The sequence below is a fragment of the Paracholeplasma brassicae genome (assembly GCF_000967915.1).
Lineage (GTDB): Bacteria > Bacillota_I > Bacilli_A > Acholeplasmatales > UBA5453 > Paracholeplasma > Paracholeplasma brassicae.
The window spans coordinates 296512-318962 of the sequence record NC_022549.1; the positions used below are offsets into that span (position 1 = coordinate 296512).

Genomic DNA, 22451 nt, shown 5'->3' on the forward strand with positions numbered 1-22451 from the left:
AATGAAGATACGAGATAGTTTTAAGGACGATGTTGCTTCATTATACGTTGTCTCCACACCGATTGGTAATTTAGGTGATATTACATTAAGAGCAATCGACACTTTAAAACGTGTCGATTTGATTTATGCAGAAGACACAAGGAATACAAGAAAATTACTGACTCATTTTGAGATAAAGACTTTGCTTGATACGTATCATGAACACAACAAAGAAGAGAAAAAAGAGACGATTTTAAACCAATTGAGGCAAGGTAAATCGATTGCGATTGTGACAGATGCTGGCACACCGGCAATCAGTGACCCTGGTTACGAACTGGTTTTTCACGTGAAAAATGAATTTCCTGTGGTGGTTGTCCCAGGGGCTTCTGCGATTCTAACTGCGCTTGTTGGTAGTGGTTTAGTCGTTCAACCATTTACCTTTTATGGGTTTTTAAATCGTGCGAAACAAAAAAGAGAAAAAGAACTTACTCAACTTAGAGTTCTTCCTCACACACTTGTTTTTTATGAAAGCCCGAACCGAATCAAAGAAACGCTAAAAGCGCTCCTTGATGTGTTTGGAAATCGACACGTTTGTTTAGCAAGAGAGCTTACCAAGCATTACGAATCCTACATTGAAGGTAATCTTCTAGAGTTAATTGAAGCAGACCTAGTTGAAAAAGGTGAATTTGTCATTATTTGTGAAGGCTATCAAAAAATAGAAGAAGAGATTACCTCACCAAGGGACAAAGTATTAGAGTATATCGAACTTGGTTATGACCATAAGGAAGCCATCAAAATGGTAGCTAAAGAGATGGGCGTAAATAAGAATATTGTTTATCAAGAAGTGATTAATCAAGGTGGAATTAAAACCAAATAAGACCCCCTTATTTCAAATAAAAACGCTTTATCTTTCAAGTGGAAAAAAACGTGAAATTAAAGGTTGATTTTTATATCTTAATTCACTATAATAGTGTTGATATAGCTATGATGAAAAGAGTAGGCTAATTAGATACCGTAGAGAGTTTGTGGTTGGTGTAAACAAACGTATTGATTAGTTGAACATGATTTCTGAGCTATTTGGCCGATAAGTAGGCTAAATCGTAGACACGCGTTAAGTGTTTAAAGGGCTAAGTAACAAAAAGTTATTTAGAACTAAGGTGGTACCGCGATCATTCGTCCTTAGATTTATTTTAAGGACGTTTTTTTTATGGAGGATGAAGAAAATGAAAAAACCATTTTATATTTCAACTGCAATTGCATACGCTTCTGCCATTCCACACGTTGGTAATGTCTACGAAGCAATCTTAGCTGATGCAATCGCAAGATTCAAACGACTTGATGGCTATGATGTCTACTTTCAAACAGGCACCGACGAGCATGGACAAAAGATTGAGTCAAAAGCACAATTAAAAGGCATTGACCCACAAACCTATACCGATCAGATTTCAAACGAAATTAAACGGATTTATCAATCGGTTGATGTGTCTTATGATTACTTTATTCGTACAACCGATGAGAATCATAAAAAAACCGTTCAACATATTTTTAAAAAGCTTTATGATCAAGGCGATATTTACCTCGGAAAATACGCAGGATGGTATTCGGTTTCAGAAGAATCCTTTATTTTAGAAAAGGACATCGTGGATGGCAAAGGACCAAACGGTGATACCTTGGTTTGGACCGAAGAAGAAACGTACTTCTTCGATTTAAAGAAGTACCAACAACGTTTGGTTGACTACATTAACGAACACCCAAGTTTTATACAACCGGAATCACGTAAAAATGAAATGATTAATAATTTCTTATCAGAACCGTTACATGATCTTGCGGTGTCTAGAACCTCATTTGAATGGGGGATTAAAACGTTTAATGAAAAACACGTTATCTATGTGTGGCTTGATGCCCTCACTAACTACATTTCTGGCCTTGACTTAGATGGGTCCTTAGAAGTTAGTGAAAAATTTAAAACGTACTGGCCTGCAGACATTCATTTAATCGGCAAAGATATTTTACGCTTTCATACCATCTACTGGCCAATCATGTTAATGGCATTAGGGTTGGATTTACCAAAAACAATTTTTGGGCATCCATGGGTATTAATCGATAAATCAAAAATGTCAAAATCAGTTGGAAATACACTCTACACCGACGACATATTAAAATTCTTCAAGAAAGATACATTAAGATATTACGTCCTACATGAGATACCTTATCAAACCGATGGGAATTTAACCTATGAGTTGTTAATTGAACGCAACAATACCGATTTGGCTAACACCTTAGGTAACTTAGTTAACCGTACCATTGGTATGGCTAATAAGTACCGTGGCGGTTTAATTAAGAAGGCGAACACAAAAGAAACTTATGAAATCAATTTGGTTGAATCTTGTGAACAATTACTAAGTAGTGTTAGACAAAAGATGAATGAATACCGTGTGTCAGATGCACTAGAAGAAGTGATGAAGGTAACAAGATTGGCTAACAAGTTCATTGATGTCACTGAACCTTGGAAGCTATACAAAGATGAGTCAAAACAAGCAGAGCTCGACGGTGTTTTATATGAGCTCATTGAGACCATTCGTGTGGTCGCGGTGATTTTACAAGCGTTCATTCCTGAAACAGCCAAAGAAATTCTAAACCAAATTAACTCAAATGACGTCAGCTTCGATTCAATTACTTCATTTGGCAGCTTTAAAGATCAAACCCTACTAAATCAGGCAAAGGTCTTATTTGAACGATACGATTTAGTACAAAAACTTGAAGAAATCTTAAGAGGTTAGTTTAGTAAAGTGATGAAGAATGAAAAATTGCTAATTGAGCTTAGAGCACTTTTAGCAGTGACGATATTTACAATTGTGTATGGTATTGGTGTTTCTTGGTTTTTAGAAGCGTCAATTGAACCATTATACACCGGTGGTATCCCTGGATTAGCCCAGCTTGCAAGGAATATCATAAATCAACATTTTGACATGAATCTAGGTAATTTTTTCCTAGGTGCATTTGTCTTTTTAGGCAACATCCCAATCATGGTGATTGGATGGTATGGGGTATCAAAACGCTTTACAATTTATAGTTTAATCTCGGTTGTGATACAAGCAACCATTCTAGGTTTCATCCCGGTGTTTGATGTTGGAATTGATGACACATTTGTTTTAGCTGTCATGGGTGGCTTATTAACCGGTGTTGGTGTCGGTGGGGCGCTTAAATATGGCACATCAACCGGTGGACTAGACATCATCGCGCAATATTTTTCATTAAAAAACGGCACCAGTGTGGGCTTTATATCCATGATCTTAAACGTCTTTATTGCACTTATGGGTGGCCTCGTGTTTGGCAGTGCGAGTGTGGCGGCGTATACAATTATTCGAATCATTGTTGCAACCATTGTCACCGATAAGATTCATACGGCGTATCACTTTTTACAAGTTGAAATTATCACACAACATCCGCAAGATATTTATAAGGGTATATTAGAAAAAGTCTATCGAGGTGTGACCTTGATCAAAGTTGAAGGGGCATATTCACACACCGAACGAACTATGATGATTGTAGTCATCTCAAGTTATGAGCTGACACAAATCAAAAATTTAGTTCGAGCCATTGATTCACACGCATTTATGATTACACAACCAGTTAAAACAATTTATGGTAATTTCGCAAGAAAAACCATTGTTTAAAAAAAGATTTTAGCAAATAATAAGTAGGATAAAAAACGGTTCAAAGTTTATTGATAAAAAGATTGACAAAACAAACGACTTATAGTAATATTTATACGGTACGTTTTAAAAAGCCCAAAATAGCCCTTATTATAAAATAAGGAGAGGAATTGAAAATTATGAGTAAAACATTTATGGCCAACGCTCAAAACATCGAAAGAAAATGGTATGTTATTGACGCAGAAGGCAAAACACTTGGTCGTTTGGCGACTGTTGTAGCATCTGTATTAAGAGGTAAACTAAAACCAACATTCACGCCTCACGTGGATTGTGGCGATTACGTTGTTATCGTTAACGCAGACAAAATTGAATTAACAGGGAAAAAGTGGACTGACAAGTTATACTACCGTCACAGCGAATACAACGGTTCTTTAAAATCAAGAACTGCTAAAGAAGTGATGGAAAAGTTCCCAACCAGAATGGTTGAAAAAGCAGTAGAAGGTATGTTACCTCATACGACATTAGGTAGAGATATGTATAAAAAATTATACGTATATGCAGGTAGCGAACACCCACATATCGCACAAAAACCAGAAAAGTTGGAGGTAAAATAATATGGCAAAAGCAGTTCAATATTTAGGTACAGGACGTCGTAAGAGTTCTGTCGCAAGAGTAATTCTTACTACCGGAACAGGCGAATTCGTTATTAATGATCGCCCATTTGAAGATTATATCCCTTCAGCAGCAACACGTCTTGACGTTGTACAACCATTAGCATTAACTGAAAACGAAGGTCGTTTCGACATCCGCGTTAACGTTTATGGTGGTGGTATCACAGGTCAAGCTGGTGCAATCCGTTTAGGTATCACAAGAGCGTTACTTGAAGTGAACCCAGAGCTAAGAGCAACATTAAAGCCAGCAGGACTTATTACGAGAGATTCTCGTAGTAAAGAACGTAAAAAATATGGTCTTAAGAAAGCTCGTAAAGCTTCTCAATTCTCTAAACGTTAATTTTCAATCACAATTGGACAAAACAAAAACAAAGGACTTCTCACCCTTTGTTTTTTTTTTGGTCTAAAAATCACTTACTATCTTATGAGATAATCGATTTATCTGGGAGTGTTCATTATTTACAATAATGTAAGCGTTGACATTAATTGTATACCTATGTTAAAATAAAGTGTATATAAACAACGTTCGCATATATAGACGAATGGAGGATCTCATGACGAAATGGATGGCACTAGGTCTCTTGATTTCTTTAATGTTTGTAGTAACCGCATGTCAAAAAAATAACGCTGAAGAATTATTTAAAGAAGTCATTGAAGCAGTAACTTTTGACTCTGAAGTCCATAACGATTTGTATTTGCCAAATCGTTATAAAGAAGTTTTGATTACTTGGGAATCGAGTAACGAAGAAATTCTTTCCTCAAAAGGGAAAGTGAATCGTCCGCTTTTTGATGAGGAAAACCAAGAAGTGACACTAACAATGATTCTTAATTATCAAAACCAGGTAAAGCGCGTTTTATTTACATTGACTGTCGTTAAAAACGAACAAACAAGAGAAGAGATACTAAAAGCAGTATTAGACCAAATTGAATTCGGTAACACAATCACAAAAAGTTTAAATTTAGTCTATGAAGTTAATGGGGTTTTACTCTCTTATCAATCAAGTCACCCAATGGATTTAACTAATGAGGGTGACTTACTAAGAAGACCTTACTATAACGAAGATGACTTGAGCGTTACTTTAACTGTGACGGGTTTTGATGGCGAATATGAGATGTCAAAAGACATCACATTGATTATTTTAAAAGAAGAGAAATTAGAAACCAACGTAACGGGTTTTGCAAGTATTTACTTTGATGAATCAGTCTTTAATGAAGGTAATTACTACGTGGTTTCAAATGAAAAGGAGTTAATTGAGGCACTTTCGATGACCGGTGATAAAGCCGCTAGAGTGATTGAAATTATGAACGATTTAAACCTTGGTTATCACTATGTGAGAAAAACCTACCCGGAACTTGCCTTAGATTCGAGGGTATTTAGAAATCACAACACACCCTTGACGCACCCAGATTTAATTGAGCATGGTGTTTCAAGAATACAAATCAGAGATCGGTCGGAAGGTCTTAGCCATGGGGTTGGCCTCAAATTGTTTTCAAAAAACGGAAGTACAATTAAATACGCAACCTTTTTAATAAAGAACAGTACGAACGTATGGATTGAAAATTTGAGTTTTGATGGTATTTGGGAATATGATGATTCGTTTGATTACGACAGAAATGACTACGATTACATCACCATCGAAGACTCAAAGAACGTATTTATCAATCACGTAACGCTTCACCAAGCCTACGATGGCTTAATTGATGTCAAAGGGTACAGTGATCACATCACAATTTCAAACTCTCTATTTGTCGCAAGAGAAAACGAACACATCAGAAGACAAGTGGATTATCTAGAGGATAATCGAAGTCAATTTCCAACGTACAATGCCTATCGTACGCTTGGGATGACCAAAGAAGAACTTGTGACACTGCTTAGTTTTCAAAAGAAGGGGCATCTAATCGGCTCAGGTGAGTTCAATGATGAAAATAAGTACTACACGGTAACCCTATCAAACAACCACTACATTAATATCTTAGATCGAATCCCTAGATTAAGAGGTGGTGATGTACACATGTATAACATAATACACGATGCGTCTGAGGCGAATGCGTTTCGAACTTATGTGAATGTGACTTACAAGATTAGTTTTACTAACCAAGGCATTGTCACAACTGAAAACGGTGCAGTGCTCATGGAAAATTCAATTTTCAAAGGGATCGATACACCCATTCGAAATAACCAAAAAAGTGGGGCTGAAGGCTACACAGGGAAGTTTTTAGTTAGAGCTTCTATTTATCAACTAGGCAATTATTATGATTATTCAAGTTCGACGGACAAACTCACAATCTGGCGTGCAAATGACGCAGCAGTCCTACCTTTTGAATTAAATAACTATGATGAAATCCCCTACGATTACCAAATGATTAGTGCACTTGATTTAGAGAGTCACTTTGAGGTTAACCGTGTGGGTGCAAATAATAACTTACAAGGAGAAAAATAGATATGAAGAAATTTTGGATTGTAGTAGTACTGGCTTCAAGTATCTTCTTGCTTACTGCCTGTGGTGGAAAGAAAGATGATTCAAACACGATTTCGTTCTCGTGGTGGGGGACTTCTGATCGAAACGTAGCAACCTATCAAGCCATCGAGCTGTTTGAAAAGAAATACCCTCAATATAAAGTCGAAGGGGAAGAAGCCCCTTGGAGTGGGTATCAACAAACCTTATCAAACCGATTATCAAGAAATCGTGAAGCCGATGTCTTTCAAATTAACTATAACTGGGTATATTCGATGTATGGGATTAATCAGTTCCTAGACATCAATGAATTAGGCCTTGATTTATCAAAATACCCAGAAGACGAACACACCCCAATCACCGTTGATTCAAAAACACTCGCCTTATCGGTCTCCGAAACAGGCTACGTCTTTTATTTAAATAAAGATTTGTATGATAAAGCTGGCGCAACCATTCCAAAAACCTGGGATCAATTGATTGAAGCGGGTAAAAAAATCGGTGCCTACAATTCAAACAAATACGCACTAGGGCGATTAGATGCGCAACAAGTTGCCATGTTGATGTTTAGCTACTTGTCACAAGTGACGGGTAAAAATGTGATCAATGAGGCAAATCAATTAGCTTTTAGTGAACAAGAATTACAAATGGGATTTGGATTTCTAAATGAGTTAAGAAACAACAACGTACTCATTCAATCGAATGCAACCGACACACACAACGATGGGCCATCTAATCCAAACTGGCAATTGTATGAAAATTATGGTGGGATTATGACTTGGAACACATCGATCTCAGAATACGAAAACACCTTACCTGGTGGCAGTGAAAAAATCGTAATGGCTGGTATGTTCCAACAAAATGAAGGCGAACAAAAAGGTATGTATAAAAAAATATCAATGGCCTATGCGGTAAGTCCTCGTGTTGCAGCCACCAAGGAAAAAACAGCTGCGGTTAAGGCTTTCTTAGAGTTCATGACAACCGATCCTGAGGCGGTTAGAATACTTGGTGTCGACCGCGGGGTTTCTAATAACACGGAAACACAACAAATTTTACTAGACACAGAAACCACAGATTTTACGAAATCGCTTGAATGGCAAGGGCATAACGTTGTACAAAATATATTTACCGATCAAATCGCAAAAGGCGTGGATTTATACATTCACCCATATTATGAACACGACACATTTAGACTAATTTATGAAGCACCAATTGAGCGTTTTTTATTTGGCAACGCAACCGCTCAGCAAGCCATTACGGACATCAATAGAAGGTTCAATACCGAGCTTTCTAATGTGATGAACAATTAAGTATGGTAGGTGAAAAAAAATGGGTACCCTATGTCTTATTGTTGCCATGGGTCATAGGATTTATCGTTTTTAAACTCTACCCATTCATCAATTCGTTTTACATGAGTTTATTTAAACGAATTCGCGGTATGGTTGAATTCGTTGGGTTTCAAAATTACATTGATTTGTTTGATAAAGACTCGACCTGGGGAGAACTCTTTATGAACAGTATCAAAGTGACCGGCATTTATGTCTTTGTCACCGTGCCATTAATTCTGATTGTATCGTTATTAGTGGCCTATATATTATCAAAAAAGATTAAAGGTGTCGGGTTATTTCGAACGGCATACTACATCCCGACGGTCTTAGGTGCAAATATCGCTGTGGTAATCTTGTGGCGGTATATCTTCGAATACAATGGATTAATTAATCAGTTTCTAATGATTTTTGGATTGAAACCAATTTCTTGGCTAGGGACCGGTTGGGGTGCAATGACCTCAATTGTTGCCTTAAGGGTTTGGCAATTTGGTTCAACCATGTTGATTTTTCTAAATGCGTTAAAGAATGTGCCTGAATCTTTATATGAAGCAGCAACGATCGATGGCGCATCCAAAACCAGTCAGTTCGTAAGAATTACCTTACCAATGATTACCCCAATTATTTTATTTAATGGGGTCATGCGACTGGTTGATAGTTTTCAGGTCTTCAATGGACCACAATTAATCACACAAGGTGGACCATCCGACTCCACACGTGTAATCAATATGTTAATTTACCAAGTCGCATTTAGTGGGTCTAATGATCTATACACAGGTAGTGCAATGTCCTGGATCTTGTTTGTCATCATCATGATCTTCACGGTTGGTATTTTTAGAAGCTCAAAATATTGGGTTTACTATCAGGATTAAGCCGATGACAACAAATAAGAGAATCCAATTACACAAACGAAAAAAACGCATCAAAGAAATAGTCAAATACACCATTTTGGTGGGGGTCGGATTTGTGATGTTATACCCACTACTTTGGATTGTTGGTGCATCATTTAATGATGGACCAATGGCGAGTTTTTGGTTTATCCCAGAGAATTTTACGCTTGTGGGATGGCAAGGTGTTTTAAAGGCACCTGGTTGGGGATCGATTGAAGGGTATTCAATGCTTAGGGCATTGTGGAATACCTTACAATACACACTGCCTCAAACCTTCTTTATGACGTTTACGACACTACTAACGGCATTTGTGATGACAAGAATGACGTTTAAGGGTAAGAAGATTGTGTTTGCGATTATCATCGCAACCATTTTGATGCCAAATACGATATTTAGAATACCAATGTTCGCTTTTTGGACAACGGATTTCATGTTGCCATTTTGGGACAATGAGTTACCGTTTTTATCCTATCTGCCTTTATGGGCTGGGGCACTATTTGCGGTTAATTCATTTTCGGTATTCATGTACATACAGTTTTTTAGAAGCATTCCAAAAGATTTAGATGAAGCGGCTTATATGGATGGGGCAAACACATTTCAAGTCTTGATATACGTGTTGATTCCAATTCTAAAACCCATCATTATGACGGTTGGTTTACTTCTATTTATTTCAGCATTTAATGATTATCAAGGCCCGTTGATTTACCGTGGGGCAACCTCGACATACCCACTGTCAATTGTTTTATCCACGTTAACTGTGGATTCAATGACAACGTATGCGCATGTGTATGCTAAAAGTATTTTTGGGGTTTTATTATTGATTATCGTGTTCTTTTCAGCACAAAGATACTTTGTTGGTAATGACTCAGATTCAGCCATTAAAGGTTAGGAGGGTTTATGAAGAAAATAGTGATTAGTTTTATCTTAGTGTCCATGACATTGACACTAGGTGCTTGTGATAAGACAAAAGAAGAACCAATCGTCGATGAAGAAAAACAATCCGTTTGTATGGAACAACCACTATCAAGTGGGTGTTTCGATCCGAATTTTGATTTAGATTTTATCTCACCGACCAAAGAAGAATTTCTAATTTCAGAAACATTTGAAACGGAATTTTTAAATCAACAACCTTACAACTGGTTGTTGTATCGTAATCAAGAATACCAAGCCGATTCGGTTTCTGCTCGAGTGGTTGAAATGGATGGAAATAAGGTTGTTAAGGTCTTTTCAGATGGTAAGTACTCACCAGCCTTTCCTCAAGGTGTGAGTAAACCTGAGTCCTTGATTCTGTCAACAAAGTTCAACTTAGATCAAACTCGTTCAGGCGTTGCGACAGGCAAGATTATGGTACCGTCTAACGAAGGCAATGAAGTAAGTTTTGGCATTTATACGGGTGCTGTCAATGTCGCTTCAATCCTGATTGACAGACAAATGAAGTTAACTGTAAAGATTGGTGGCCCATTCTTTTATCATAGTGGTAGTGGTGATAGTGGCATCTATATTGACACAAACATGACATTAACAAGAGATGAGTTTCATCAGTTTAGTTTTTACTGGGACGGCAACACTAATCTATTAAAGGTTGTCCTAAATCAAACAACAGACGTCATACTTTATGAAGGTGAGTTTCATATTTCAGCTAGAACAAACGCAGTAGCCACTGAATTTTTACAAGTGCCAAATGTCTTTAAAGTCACGATGCCAAAAGCGCTAAATATGCAAGGGTATGCGTACATTGATGACGTTATCGTAACGAGAAAGGGGCATAACACATGAAAAAATATGTCACATTATTTTTGATGATTACCCTACTTGTTTCTATTCCAAATACAATTAAAGCAGAAACATCTAATGTCGTCTATACCGATGAAGATTACGATCGACTACATGCGGTGATTAACCACGTTGAGAATATTCTTCATTATGGTCATGCCTACAATGAAGAAACCAAGTTACTTCCAGATGCGATTAACACCCTAACTGGTGAACCAGCCAGGTGGGTGTTTCCAAACCGGGCTGAAGTGCCTTACGCTAACTTAGCAAATCAGCAAAACTTCTTTAGAACCTTGGTGGGCTTAAGCAAAGTAACCGGAAGTGATAAATACGAGCTTCAGGCAAAGGAAATCGTGGGTTATTTTATGGATAATTATCAAAACCCAAATGGCCTGTTTAACTGGGGCGGTCACCGTGCGATTAACCTAGATAACTTAGAAGTACAATCGACCGAAGGTCCAAACGGCCCACATGAGTTGAAAAACATGATGCCGTTTTACGAACTAATGCTCGAAGTCGATGAAGAGAAAACCACTCGGTTTATGAAACAATTATGGACAGCACACTTCTATTGGGATTCGCAAAACATGAACAGACATGGGTCTTATTCAACCGCTTTTGATCAAAACGTGTTTGGTGCACCCATCCCAGAAGACGTAATTAAAATGGATGAACAAGGCAATCCAATCATTCCAGATGATTCACCAGGGTTATTGCCTTTTGTCAATTCCGCAACGGATTTGGCTTACGCGGCATTAACGCTATCTAATCACACCGGTGATCCTGTACCAAAACAATGGGCAGAATACTTAATGAGACAATACAACCTCGCCTCAAACCCAGTCACTGGAATGACGGTTTATCAATTTAAGTCGACCGCGGTTACAAAATCGGCCATCGAATGTGCAAACCCAGCCTACACCAATTCAGGCTGTGGGGATCGTGTCGCAAGACAATTTAGAGATTTTGGGCCAATCGCACGTGAAGCGAACGTTGCTTGGAAAAACACACAAGCCGTTTACGTTGATAACATTCTAATGTTGCTAGAAGCAGGAGACAAATACGGGATGACTGAGTTTGTTGACTGGTCAAGACAGTATTTAGAAGGCTATCTCGATTACGCTTATATTCGAGTTGATGGCCAAAACAAAATCATTCCGATGTTTATTGATGGGACACTCACTTATGGTTATGTCGTACCTGAGGTAGGTTATTTTGGGCCGTCAAACATGAGACTTGATTACGTAGCGATGCCGACGTCATACTTATTGCCGATTTTAAGAACCATCGTTCAAACAAAACAAGAAGACTCGATAACGTTATGGAATCATTTAAGAGACATTATGCACGCATTTGGTTTGGGTGACATCGGTCCAAATGGCGGTCTAAGCCCTAACTTGAACCTTGATACATCGATCGATGACCCATTCGCTTTAATGACGATGGTCGAACTTTATGATTTAACTAAAAACCCACAGTATTTAGATTCAGCAAGAACAATTGGAAATAACATCGTAAGAGAAAAATTCCATCGTGGGTTCTTTGTAGATAGTGAAATCATGCTTTATTCAAGACTCGATCAACCGGATACGCTTGCGTTATTGTCGCTTGATGCGGTCATTCGTGGAATCGATTTAGAGAACATGCCATTCTATTTAGCAGATTCTGGTTATATTCATGGCTATTTACTCGCAGATGATGGCGTCACAGAAGACAGAAGCTACACGCAAAATGTGATTTACACAAAGACAATTTACGATTGGGAGTGATGAGATGAAAAAAATATATAGTGTCATAACGGTTCTTTTACTCGCACTCAGTTTAGCTGCTTGTGGCAGTAAAACGTTAAGTAAGGAAGTCGAAGAAGGCACCAATGCCTATCAAAAACTCGTTCAAGCAGAAACGTTGTCAGGGATGACCTCAAAAATGGGTACGGTAATTCGAGCAGATGGCAGCTTAGGATTACCAACGAGTTATGAGGGGGTTTTAATCACCTACACCTCTAGAAGCCCAGAAATCATTTCAAATGAGGGTGTGGTAACACAACCAAACCAATGTTGGATTGAATCAAGAGATCAACAAGGTGAAGTGACGTTTGAGAACTTAAATGACAATTGGCCAGTGGTGCTTGATGTGGTTTTAACCTACGAGAATCAAAGCCGTAACGCAAAACTCCTGTTTGTGGTTGCACCAAGAACAGGTTATACTTGCGACAAATATTTAGGATAATAGAAAGGGAGAAAAAATGAAAAAACTATTGACTGTATTTGCATTTCTAACCTTAGTCCTTGCCTTAGTGGCATGTCAAACTAAGACGTTTACAGTGACATTTGACACCGATGGTGGGCCTAATGTGCCTGCACAAACAGTTGAAGATGGGAAAAAAGCAACCGAGCCTTCAGAACCTTCTAAAACAGGGTATGTCTTTGATGGTTGGTATAAAGAAAGCACATTTACAACCGAGTGGCTATTTGACACAATGGTGGTTAAAAGTGATTTAACTCTTTATGCGAAATATACCTTAGACGGCCCAACCGATGTTCAAAAGGTAGATAGTGTACACTCTATGCTCGACCTTGGGGATATTTCAGCATTAACGAATCAATCACCAAGATTAACACTTGCCACACAACGAGATGGCGTTTCAATTAGTTGGCATATTGATAAAACGGACTACATTGCAGTAAATGGTGTGGTAAGTCAACCGGAAGCCGAAGTCGGTGACCAAGTAGTTAAATTAACAGCCACCTTAACCCTTAACTCAGTGACAAAAGAAAAAGTATTTAATGCCATAGTCTTAGCATTACCTGATGTGACGGAAGCCCCACTGTTAATTGATGAAACATTCGATTACACCAATGGGTTAATCCAAGAGTCAGTCACCCCATGGGCGCCAGTGTCTGGTAAAACAGGGACGTCGTTATATACGGTGGTTGATTCAATTCCAGGGGTCATGCTACCTGAGGGATCAAAAGCATTAAAAGTAGAAGCATTAACCGAAACTCAATTAGAAGCCTCAATTACACACAGTTATGCTGTCGTTGTGGTTGAAATGGACGTGATGCAAACAGCCGCATCTAACGGTTCAGCCGTACACATTCAAACGTCTGCCTCATCACCAGCCATTGGGTTTGGGATTGATGGTAGAGATATTTATTATCGAGTGGATAACGTCCAACACAAAATATACCAAGTTGAACTAAATACATGGCATACGCTTCGCTTAGAAGTCGATCTAGTCAATCAAACTTTTGAAGTGTTCTATTATAGTCTAGAAGGTCAACTTGTCCAAGTAACACCAGGGAAAGTTTCTTATACTACAGTTACTTCGATGACGCAATTGTTCTTAAGAACTGGATCATCAACGACTACTGAATTAAGAGCACCTGCTTACGTAACTAATATTAGAGCTAATCGTATCGAATCGATGCCTAGACCTGAAGAACTAGTTTTCTTAGGTGAAGTTGAAGGTATTGAGTCAAGTGTATCGATTGAACAAGATCAACCATTTACACCAAGCATTCCTAAGGTATATAACTTATTTGGTGAACAACGATTACTTGTTTTAGATACAGACTACAGTTTAGTCGTAACAAATCCAGTGAACACAGCAATCGCTGGTGAATACAATGTCGTATATACATTTACAAACAAGTCAAATGAAGCTGACGTCGTAGAAGTAACACAAGTAGTGACCGTTTATTCGAAAGCTCAACCAAACGAAATTACTGAGGTCACAATGGAAGAAATTCCTTACAAAGAATCGCTAACGACGGTAACGGTGAACTTGTTACAACCGAATGGGACACTTTATTATCTATTTAGCGACAATGAAGTCGAATCAATTGAGACGATTAAGACAGGTAGTTCCGTTGAAGTCACTTCATTAACTGTTACATTAGAAGAAATAAATCCGAATGCCATGGACTATATTCATGTCTATGTTAGTTTAAATGGGGATTCGAATGTGGTATCACAAGTGGTAAACTACGAAGAAGTCGTATACCTTTCAACGCCGCAAGAATTCTATGATATTACAACCTCTACCGGTGATCAACCAACCTACGTGTTATTAAATGACATTGATTTTGAAGGATTCACTTGGACGGCGGTTAATGGCTCATTTAAAGGAAAACTGTATGGTGAAGGTTTCGTTATTCGAAATGTCTCAATCACAATTTCAGGTAACTCCATTTATGGTGGTATCTTCTCAAGAACTAACGGGGCAACCATAAAAGACCTTGTGTTAGATCACATCACAATCAGTGGTTCAACCACACGTAGTGGTCTACTAACGGGACGAAATGAAAATACCGCTTCTGTATTTGAAAATATCACCATTAAAAACTCAAGTTTAATTGGTGGGGATTCGAACGGTGTCGGTGGATTGGTTGGTTTAGTTTCTAAAGACCTAATGATTTCAAACATCGCAATCATTAACACAACCGTTCATGCAGAAGCAGTTAAGAACGTGGGTGCAGTGGTTGGACGTGTGGATGGTGCAACTCTAAGCGCCTCAGATATTTTTGTTGATGGTGTGACGGTTAGCTCAAATGCAACTGGCGGCGATGTGGCTGTTGGTGGTGTGGTTGGCTACATTAGAGATTCAGCCACAAGCATTGCAAACTTAGACCGTGTGGTGGTGTTAAACACAATCCTAGATGGACAAGTCGCAGGTGCAGCCATCGGTTACGTTAGAGCGGCAGGTTCTGCAACAGCAGAAAATCTATACTTAGAAGTTGAATTTAGAAATGCCGTTGGTGCTGGCTTACTTGGCCGTATCAACGATGAAGTATCTAAATTAACGCAAACAACAATTTATGGGTCATTAACGAATGCAATGACAGGCACAGCGGTACAAGATTTAGCAAACACCGTCATTCCAACATCGGATTCATGGTGGACTGAAAACTTATCTGCGTTTACAACAAGTGATTTATGGACAGTTAACCCAGATGGATCAATTATTCTTAATCTTGTGATTGTTGAAGAAAAAGTGTTCGTTGAGGTTTCGTTTGAAAACGACGTGACAATCAGCCCAATCTCAGTTGAGGTTGGAAACACATTGATATTACCTGAGGAACCAACCAAAGATGGATTTACATTTGAAGGTTGGTTTACAGACGTTCAATTGTTAACGCCATTTGAAGAAACTACCCCAATTTTACAAGCAACCATTCTATACGCAAAATGGACAGAAATACAAGCACCTATCTATATCGTGACGTTTGAAGTCAACGAAGGTAGCAGCGTTGATCCTCAACAAGTGATTGAAAATGAATTAGCAGTCATTCCAAGTGAACCGTCGAAACCTCTGTTTGTTTTTGGTGGTTGGTATCTTGATGTTTCACTTGAAAATCCATTTGATTTTCAAACAGAAATAACTGCTTCAATCACACTATACGCTAAATGGATTGAAGAAATGACGGTTAGTTTTGTTACTGAAGGCTCAAGCGTCACTGATGTCAAAGTAGCTAAAGGTCTTACAATTGATTCACCAACCACTTCAAAAGGCTTTTATGATTTTGTGGGTTGGTATTTAGAAGATAGCTTTACAACAGAGTTTTCATTTGATACAGAGATTACAACAAACTTAACATTATATGCTAAATTTGTTGAACAAACACCTACTGTTATATTAACAGCACAAGCGTTTGTCGATATGCTTAATTCGCCTGAGGAAAGAGAATATCATCTCGGTGCTGATCTTGATTTAACAGGCTTATCACATACACCTACTGTATTTAAGGGGATCTTAGATGGTAAAGGCTTTACAATCAGCAATTTCACTTTTAATGGCGAAGGCCGTGGTGGGTTATTTACTTACTTTAGAGGTAGCGCAATGAATCTTGTGTTTGATAACGCACAAGTCACATCTTTAAATGATCGCGCAGGTATTATTGGTGGTGAAGTTGACGCACTTGGTGTGGTCGTTGAAAACATAAAAATCATCAATTCGTCTGTTAATGCCAACCATGATAACGGTGCTGGTGGCCTCTTTGGATTAGTTACAGACGGCAAAGGTGAATTAACTGCAAGAAATATCGAGATTATTGATTTGACTGTCACTAATTTAAAGAAGAATTCGGGTGGACTAGTTGGTTATGTTAGAGGTATTGGTGATACAATCGTAGAAGACATCTATTTAAATAATGTCACAATTACTGCAACAGAAGGTGCTGGTGGGCTCTTTGGTTATGTTAATAATCCGAAATCTGCAGTTGTAAATCGTGCATTGCTGATTGATTTATCTGTGACTGTTTCACCAAACTATGGCGCATTTATTTCAGGTAGAGTACCAGATTCAAACATACTGTCAGTTACTGATGTTGTCATATTAAATTCATCAGTTACAGGTACACGTTATTTAGGTGAAGTAAATGGTAGATACACAAAGACGATTCAAACCAATGTGTTTGCACAAAACAGTACGTTGACTGGTCGTGCAGACGAAGGTCAACAAGCAACTTTGATTGACTTAGAAACAGTGGTTGACATTGCTTGGTTTAACACGAATGTTCCAAACTTTGGTTTAAATGGTTGGGATATGACGGGTTTTTTACCGGTATTAAACTAAGTGTTTTAATAATTAAATGATCAAAGGGCATCCAACAGGGTGCCTTTTTCACGTTCTTAAAAGGCTCTAAAAGGTGATTGAATCGAGTAAATGATCGCAATTATCGAAAATATCGTGAAAATCCCTTTTATTATTGTTAAAATAGTCAATATAGCGTATAATATAACATGCACGTAAGGAAGTGGATTTTATGACAAAAGTAAGAGTAAGATATGCACCAAGCCCAACGGGGTTACTACACATCGGAAATGCGAGAACAGCCATATTTAATTACCTGTTTTCAAAACATCTAGGTGGGGATTTTATTATCCGTATTGAAGACACTGACGTAAAAAGAAACGTCGTTGGTGGCGAAAAATCTCAATTAGACAATTTAAAATGGCTAGGTCTTGACTGGGAAGAATCACCAGATAAAGGTGGCAATTATGGCCCTTATCGTCAATTAGAACGATTAGACATCTATCAAAAATACGCAAATGAACTACTTGAACGTGGTCTTGCTTATAAAGAGTACAAGGAAGATTCGGACGCTTATGCGATTCGTTTCAAAGTACCAAAGGATAAAACCTATGCCTTTGATGACTTGGTTCGAGGGACGTTGAAGTTTGAATCAAAAGAAGTTGAAGACTGGATTATGATCAAAGATAATGGTATACCAACGTATAACTTTGCTGTGGTCATTGACGATCATTTGATGGAGATCACTCATGTATTACGTGGGGAAGAACACATCACAAACACACCAAAACAAATGATGGTTTATGAAGCATTCGGTTGGGAAATACCACGCTTTGGACACATGACAATCATTGTTAACGAACAAAAGAAAAAGTTATCAAAACGCGATCACTCAATTGTACAATTTATTGGACAATACAGAGAAATGGGCTACCTACCAGAAGCACTATTTAACTTCATCACACTGTTAGGCTGGAGCCCATCGATTAACGAAGAAATATTAACCAAAGAACAGATCATCGAACTATTTGAATCAAAGCGTTTATCTAAAGCGCCTGCTATGTTTGATGTGGTGAAACTTCAGTACATCAACCACCAATACATGAAAAAACTGTCACCTGAGGCATTTGCGTCTTTTGTCAAACCTTTCTTGGTTGAAGCAAAAATTGACATCAAATCCGATGAATGGTTAGAAAATTTATGTTCTTTACTTCATGACCGCACAAGTTATGGTAAAGAAATCGTCTCTTTATACAACGAATTTTTTAGTGATGAATTTGAAATTGAAGCAGAAGCAATGGCCTTCTTAAAAGAAAATGAAACGACACTTCAAACGATTAAATCATTTAAATCGATATTAGAACAATCAAGTTTCTTACCAGACGCGATTAAAGAAGAAATTAAAGCGGTTGGAAAAGACGTCGGGGTCAAAGGTAAACTCTTGTTCATGCCGGTGCGAATTGCATCAACCGGCGTCATGCATGGGCCTGAATTACCAATGGCATTATCACTATTAGGCAAAGAAAAAGTACTAAACCGTATTACACAAACCATTAACCTACTGGAGGCTAATCAATGAAACGTATTTTAGGATTATTTAGCGTTGCACTACTGTTATTTTTAGTTTCTGCATGTTCAGAAAAATTTGATGTAGCAATTACAATTGAAAATATGGAACCAGCAAGAACGTCTGTTTATTTAGAACTTGATGTTCATGACCCATACAACAACATTGTTGATAAGAGCATTTACGTTGTTGTCTATGAAGGTAAAACGGAAGTTAACCGCAAGACGGCAACTAAAACGGATGACGTCACGTCGGTTGAGTTTACAGGCTTAGCGGTAGGGAAAACCTATAACCTATCGGTTTTTGCCACTTACGATAAAAAAACACACGTTATGACAAAATCAAGTTTTACAACCTCTGAGGTTGGTGGGTCTGAAACAAACCCGAAACTGATTAGCACAACCGAAGATTTCTATCAAATGAAGCTTGACCCAAATGCCTATTATCGCTTAGAAAACGATCTTGATTTTAATAACGAATCATTTAATAACATCTTTTTCTCAACGACGTTTACAGGGTCATTTGATGGCAATAATAAAGAAATCAAAAACGTTAAACTAGATCAGGTTAATACATACCTAGGAATATTTGGATATAACAAAGGAAACATCAAAGATTTAACGGTTCGTAATGTTGAAATGGTGGTTGAAAAATCAACACAGTACATTGGAATCTTAGCAGGGCGTAACACCGGTATCATTGAAAATGTCAACATCGTTGATTCATCAATCTCATTAAATTATTCTCGAACTGGGCAAATTTACGTGGGTGGAATGGTTGGGTTATTAGAAAACCCATCATCGGTCAAAAATTCAAGTGTTTCTAATGTAACAATTGAACTTGCAATGACCGGCCGCAGTGAACCATTTGTTGGACTTCTAGCTGGTCGTATGCAAGCAGGTCAATTAAACGATGTATCAGCGACTGGTGAAATTAAATCACTCACGAAAGACATTTCGTATTATGGTGGTTTGGTTGGTGTTGTTGAAAACGTCGGTAACGTCGTTGCAAGAATCACAAACGCAAAATCAGACGTCTCAATGAACCTTTCATTAGACGTAACCTCAACGCTTTCTACAGACGCATTGATGGCTCTTTATGCGGGTGGTTTGGTTGGTGGTAACTTTGGTGGAAACATCCAAAGTGTCTATTCAAACGGAACAATCGACGTTGAAAAAGCATCAAACACAGCAAGTTATAACAAAGACAATGACCGTCTGGTTATCGGTGGTTTAATTGGTTTTAGTAATGGCACAATTAACGAAGCTTTAGCAAGTGTCGATTTAATCCTAGGTCGTAGTGAAGAAGTTAGCTTCTTATCAATCGAACAATTATTTGTTGGTGGTTTAGTCGGCCAACAAGTGGGAGACAAAACCACGAATTCACTTGCACTTGAAGCTGTGATTAATGTCTATTTAGATAACACGATGAGTGCGTTCTTAAGTAGTGTCGTAGGTAGTGACTTTGAGAATTCAAACGCATTTAAAGATGTCGTAATCACATATGACGGGATACCTTACACAGCAGTAACCGTTGTAAGAACTACAACCGATGACATTGATTTTGTGGACTTGGTTGCCCTTGAAACAAGCGTGAGTGATTATTTCACCTCAGCTTACATCAAAGCAATTCTTGAAGAATCCGTTTAATTAAAGAAAACCTTTAGGGTGTTGACGTAAAGTCCACCCTTTATTTCTTATTTATACTGTTAAACAAAGCCTATTTTTGATAAAATAGAAGACAAGAGGAGGCGGTTTTATGAAAATTTCAAAAACGGGGTTTTTAAACCTAACGAGATGTGACCGTTACGCCGCTTTAGAAGAAATCTATCGACAAAAAGGCGAAGCAATTGTGACTTTTTCAGAAGATTTAAGTGATTTGATGAATGAAGAACGCATTCAAAAACAACGCTTGCTTATTGATCAAATGTATGACGAGGAAGACAACGACTTAATTAGTGAGGAAGATGAGCAGCTAAAAGTGATGATGCCTTACTACAATCAAATTGAAGGCTTAACCGCGACCGTGGTTAAAGATACGTTTGATGGGAAGTTAGTTTTCGATATGTTTGATACGTACAAACAACAACGATTTGAAGCACAAATCGATGGCTATTATTTCTATTGTTTTTTGGATGGCTACCTAACGGATAATGAGGTATTTCGTGTCTTTGAAACCAAAGCAACCACGACAAAGAAATTTCTTGACTTGAAGGTGAAGGGCGAATCAATCTTTATTGAAAACGACAAAGGTATCTATCAGTTATTAAACGATTATGGGATAGAAACGGACGATAAATACGATAAAAAAGAAGCGCAACTCTTAGATAAATACCACAGCGCAGGCCGCTACGTCTATGACCTAGCGTTTCAACGATTTGTGATTGAAAACCGCGCTGATTTTGATTCAAGGAAAAGCGGTAAATATTACCTAGCGGTACTCAATAGCGATTACGTTTTTGATGGCAAAGTGTCAAGTTCAAATGAACCGATCTATTCGAATGACATCATTAAACTAATCGATTTGACAAGCGTAACAGAACGTTATCAAGAAACAATCAAAAATGACATCAAACAAGTCATCAAACGCTTAAACCACATGGACGCTAGAGAAGTAAAACTAGGTAAACACTGTCAAAAAGGCGACCGAAGAGAATGCCCATTTTATGAGGTTTGTTTTAGCAAAGTACCAAAGGAAAATAGCCTTTTCACCTACATTGGCTCTCATTATGGATTTAAAGATCCTTATGGCATTAAGCACGACCGGTTTGACTTGATTAACGAAGGTAAAACAAAACTATTAGACATTCCCTACGAATGGTTAGAAAGAGACAATAACCAAATACAGCATCAGGTCGTCTCTTCAAATAGAACGTTTTTTGATGAGGGTAAAATTTTGGCCGGTTTAGGTGAATTACGCTACCCGATTTATCATTTAGACTTTGAAACATTTCCTTGTCCATTACCAAGATTCAAAGGGGAAAAGTGTTATAGTCAATCGCTATTTCAATACTCGATTCACATTGAGAAATCACCAGCGTCTTGTGATAAAGAAAACGATCACTATGGCTTTTTAGCCAAAGACACAAACGATCACAGAGAAGAATTGATTACTTCGATGCTTGATGTGATTAAAGAAGATGGTGGGACAATACTGGTTTATAATATTGCCTTTGAAAAGACGAGAATTGCTGAACTAGCAGAACTTTTTCCAAAATACAAAGATCGGCTTTATGACTTAAAAGATCGCTTATTTGACTTGATGGATATTGTAAAAACCAATTCGAAGTTTTACATAGACCTAGGCTATGATGAAAAACACGCCAAACGCGTCAATTTTTACGCGGATGCGCTCAATGGGTCTTATTCCATTAAAAAAGTACTTCCAATTTTTACGTCACTATCGTATCAAGACTTAAATGTCTCAAACGGGACCGAAGCACTAGTGACCTACGCAAGTTTTCCATCGATGGATCAATTAACCTACCAAAGACGTTACAAAGATTTAATTGACTATTGTAAACAAGACACATGGGCAATGGTAGAAATATTAAATGCCTTAAGAAAACAAGTCAATCAAACGAATAATTAATAGGCGATGGG

General features: G+C 37.9%; 16 protein-coding genes and 1 other annotated feature. All 16 genes read left to right on the forward strand.

Annotated elements, in window-relative coordinates; genetic code table 11:
- Position 1: 1 nt before the first annotated feature.
- Positions 2 to 856, forward strand: a complete 855-nt coding sequence (gene rsmI / locus BN853_RS01430; protein ID WP_030004159.1) for a 16S rRNA (cytidine(1402)-2'-O)-methyltransferase — start codon at positions 2 to 4, stop codon at positions 854 to 856.
- 98 nt (positions 857 to 954) lie between these two features.
- Positions 955 to 1163 (forward strand) — a binding site (T-box leader).
- Between the two features lie 39 nt (positions 1164 to 1202).
- Positions 1203 to 2759, forward strand: coding sequence for a methionine--tRNA ligase (metG, locus tag BN853_RS01435; protein ID WP_030004160.1), 1557 nt, complete (start codon positions 1203 to 1205; stop codon positions 2757 to 2759).
- Between the two features lie 12 nt (positions 2760 to 2771).
- A complete protein-coding gene (locus BN853_RS01440; RefSeq protein ID WP_030004161.1) occupies positions 2772 to 3656 on the forward strand; it encodes a YitT family protein in 885 nt (294 codons plus the stop codon).
- Between the two features lie 158 nt (positions 3657 to 3814).
- Entirely contained in the window at positions 3815 to 4249 is a 435-nt protein-coding gene (gene rplM, locus BN853_RS01445; protein WP_030004162.1) for a 50S ribosomal protein L13, read from the forward strand.
- A gap of 1 nt (position 4250) precedes the next feature.
- Positions 4251 to 4646 carry a 30S ribosomal protein S9 gene (rpsI, locus tag BN853_RS01450; RefSeq protein WP_030004163.1) on the forward strand — a complete coding sequence of 132 codons (396 nt, stop codon included), beginning with the start codon at positions 4251 to 4253 and terminating at the stop codon, positions 4644 to 4646.
- A 214-nt stretch (positions 4647 to 4860) separates the two neighbouring features.
- Positions 4861 to 6747, forward strand: a complete 1887-nt coding sequence (locus BN853_RS01455) for an immunoglobulin-like domain-containing protein (RefSeq protein WP_030004164.1) — start codon at positions 4861 to 4863, stop codon at positions 6745 to 6747.
- Positions 6748 to 6749: 2 nt separating this feature from the next.
- Entirely contained in the window at positions 6750 to 8069 is a 1320-nt protein-coding gene (locus BN853_RS01460; RefSeq protein WP_030004165.1) for an ABC transporter substrate-binding protein, read from the forward strand.
- A 2-nt stretch (positions 8070 to 8071) separates the two neighbouring features.
- Positions 8072 to 8956, forward strand: a complete 885-nt coding sequence (locus tag BN853_RS01465) for a carbohydrate ABC transporter permease (RefSeq protein ID WP_030004166.1) — start codon at positions 8072 to 8074, stop codon at positions 8954 to 8956.
- A gap of 4 nt (positions 8957 to 8960) precedes the next feature.
- Complete coding sequence (locus BN853_RS01470) at positions 8961 to 9863, forward strand: carbohydrate ABC transporter permease (protein WP_030004167.1); 903 nt, start codon at positions 8961 to 8963, stop codon at positions 9861 to 9863.
- An 8-nt stretch (positions 9864 to 9871) separates the two neighbouring features.
- Positions 9872 to 10750, forward strand: coding sequence for a hypothetical protein (locus BN853_RS01475; protein ID WP_030004168.1), 879 nt, complete (start codon positions 9872 to 9874; stop codon positions 10748 to 10750).
- The gene (locus BN853_RS01480) at positions 10747 to 12516 is read left to right on the forward strand and encodes an exopolygalacturonate lyase (protein WP_030004169.1); all 1770 of its coding nucleotides are present in this window, start codon (positions 10747 to 10749) and stop codon (positions 12514 to 12516) included. Before BN853_RS01475 ends, BN853_RS01480 begins: the two co-directional genes overlap by 4 nt.
- Positions 12517 to 12520: 4 nt before the next feature.
- On the forward strand, positions 12521 to 12976 hold the full coding sequence (locus BN853_RS01485; RefSeq protein WP_030004170.1) for a hypothetical protein: 456 nt from the start codon (positions 12521 to 12523) through the stop codon (positions 12974 to 12976).
- Between the two features lie 16 nt (positions 12977 to 12992).
- The gene (locus BN853_RS01490; protein ID WP_030004171.1) at positions 12993 to 17324 is read left to right on the forward strand and encodes an InlB B-repeat-containing protein; all 4332 of its coding nucleotides are present in this window, start codon (positions 12993 to 12995) and stop codon (positions 17322 to 17324) included.
- Positions 17325 to 17514: 190 nt separating this feature from the next.
- On the forward strand, positions 17515 to 18861 hold the full coding sequence (gene gltX, locus BN853_RS01495) for a glutamate--tRNA ligase (protein WP_030004172.1): 1347 nt from the start codon (positions 17515 to 17517) through the stop codon (positions 18859 to 18861).
- Positions 18858 to 20498, forward strand: coding sequence for a GLUG motif-containing protein (locus BN853_RS01500; protein WP_030004173.1), 1641 nt, complete (start codon positions 18858 to 18860; stop codon positions 20496 to 20498). Before gltX ends, BN853_RS01500 begins: the two co-directional genes overlap by 4 nt.
- Before the next feature lie 109 nt (positions 20499 to 20607).
- Positions 20608 to 22440 carry a DUF2779 domain-containing protein gene (locus BN853_RS01505; RefSeq protein ID WP_030004174.1) on the forward strand — a complete coding sequence of 611 codons (1833 nt, stop codon included), beginning with the start codon at positions 20608 to 20610 and terminating at the stop codon, positions 22438 to 22440.
- Positions 22441 to 22451 lie beyond the last annotated feature (11 nt).